At 53.6% G+C, this 1,886-nt stretch carries 3 protein-coding genes and 1 rRNA gene; all 4 read right to left on the bottom strand.

Annotated features, from left to right (window positions below):
• Positions 1 to 381 (bottom strand): MlaD family protein (locus AC1DVH_RS30340; RefSeq protein ID WP_477756900.1); only part of this gene is annotated, 381 nt, incomplete at its 3' end.
• On the bottom strand, positions 374 to 997 hold the full coding sequence (locus AC1DVH_RS30335; RefSeq protein ID WP_150728041.1) for a paraquat-inducible protein A: 624 nt from the start codon (positions 995 to 997) through the stop codon (positions 374 to 376). The genes AC1DVH_RS30340 and AC1DVH_RS30335, both read right to left, overlap by 8 nt.
• Positions 984 to 1,643, bottom strand: coding sequence for a paraquat-inducible protein A (locus AC1DVH_RS30330; protein ID WP_477756899.1), 660 nt, complete (start codon positions 1,641 to 1,643; stop codon positions 984 to 986). Before AC1DVH_RS30330 ends, AC1DVH_RS30335 begins: the two co-directional genes overlap by 14 nt.
• Before the next feature lie 147 nt (positions 1,644 to 1,790).
• A 5S ribosomal RNA gene (rrf, locus tag AC1DVH_RS30325) occupies positions 1,791 to 1,886 on the bottom strand; the annotation flags it as partial.

Here is a 1,886-nt window from a genome sequence, read left to right as displayed (position 1 = left end):
GTTACCCGAAACCAGCGTCTCAAGACCGGTGATCCCCGCCAGCGTCACGCTCGGCTTGACCAGCCAGAAACGTGTGCTGGTGCGCAGGTATGGCTCTACGTCCTTGTTCATCTCGATGCTGGCAATAACCCCCTTGGAACTGCCCTCATCATCGAGCTTGAGGCTTTTGACCTTGCCGACTGACATGCCTTTATAGACCACTTCGGTCTTGTTGGCCTGAATGCCTTCGCCACTCTCAAAACGCACCTGAATCTCGATGCCGGTCTCGTTATAGGCACGCCAGCCGAGCCAGCCGCCAATGATCAAGGCGATCAGGGGCAGCACCCAAATGGCAGACCAGTTCGAGGCCGGTCGGGTTTTCGCTACAGGCAAATCAGTCATGGTCGTCGTCCGACTCCGTGTTATCCCAAATCAGTCGGGGATCGAAAGTTACTGCGGCAAGCATCGTCAGAATCACCACAGTGGCGAAGGCGATGGCGCCAGGATTGGCTTCGATGCTGGCAAGCCGCCCAAAATTCACGACCGCCACGAGAATGGCGATCACAAAGATATCGAGCATCGACCAGCGGCCGATGAATTCAATGAAACGGTACATCCAGATACGCTGGCGAGCTGAAAGGGGCTGACGACGCTGCACGGAAAACAGCAATAAACCAATGCCCACCAGCTTGAAGGTGGGCACCAGGATACTGGCGATAAACACCACGGCCGCAATGGGAAACATGCCGTAGTGCACCAACTCGATGACACCCGCCATGATTGTGCTGGGCGCACCTTTGCCCAAAGAGTTCACGGTCATGATTGGCAACAAATTGGCCGGTATGTAAAGAATGGCGGCGGTAATCAGCAATGCCCAGGTGCGCACCAGGCTATTCGGGCTGCGGGCATGCACCAGCGCTCCGCAGCGTGTACAGACTTGCTCATCGGTATCAGCTTCCTGCCTGTTCAATTCATGACATTCCTTGCAAATCAGAATGCCTGCATCAATCGCCCGCATGGGCATCCTCTCCTGATAACGCTTGCCAGATCTGGTGAGGCGACATTACGACCTCCAGCCAGACTTGGATCAGCAATAAACCAATGAAGCACGCCAGGCCGAGGCCTACGGTGATGGTTGCCATATCTGCCAGTTTTACGATCGCCACCAGTACGCCCATGAAGTAAACCTCGAGCATCCCCCATTCGCGTATATGGTGATAAATGCGATAGAGCAACAAGCCGTAGCTGCGTCCGACATCAAAACGGATACTCAACAATACGGCCAGTTGGCATAGCAGCTTGAGTAGCGGAACTCCCATGCTGCACAGGAACACCACCACTGAAACACTTTGCATGCCTGTGTCAAAAAGGGCGACAACACCGCTCCAGACAGTGTCTTGCGAAGACTGCCCGAGTAGATTGAGCTGCATGATGGGTAAAAAGTTCGCCGGAATAAACAACAACAAGGCGGCGATGACCAAGGCGAGACTGCGCTGTACGACGTTGTACCGATTGGCATAAAGCTCGTAGCCACAGCGCGGGCACAGGGCTTTTTCGCCGTGGGCGAGTTCGGGTTTACGCATGAGCAAGTCACACTCATGGCAGGCAACCAGATTTTCTAGTGGTAATTCTGACAGCTCTTTGGCGTCAACCGAATCTGGCATAAGCGCTCTGACTCTGAAAAAGTTGAACCTATTCTAGTGTCCCGGGATAAAAATAACTGCGCCAATTTGTGCTTGATTGATCGTGCTTTTTCTACGCCAAAAACAAAACCCCTACCTGCATACGCAGATAGGGGTTTCGGAATTTAATCTTGACGATGACCTACTCTCACATGGGGAAACCCCACACTACCATCGGCGATGCATCGTTTCACTGCTGAGTTCGGGATGGGATCAGGTGGTTCC

It is taken from the genome of Pseudomonas sp. P4_C3, assembly GCF_056402075.1.
Note: the sequence above shows the minus strand (reverse complement) of the source record. Positions and strands in the feature narration are given on the sequence as shown.

What these genes read in the sequence shown, in the direction of transcription:
- AC1DVH_RS30335 (WP_150728041.1), bottom strand. Translation starts at nt 997, where the DNA reads ATGCGGGCGATTGATGCAGGCATTCTGATTTGCAAGGAATGTCATGAA.
- AC1DVH_RS30330 (WP_477756899.1), bottom strand. Translation starts at nt 1,643, where the DNA reads ATGCCAGATTCGGTTGACGCCAAAGAGCTGTCAGAATTACCACTAGAA.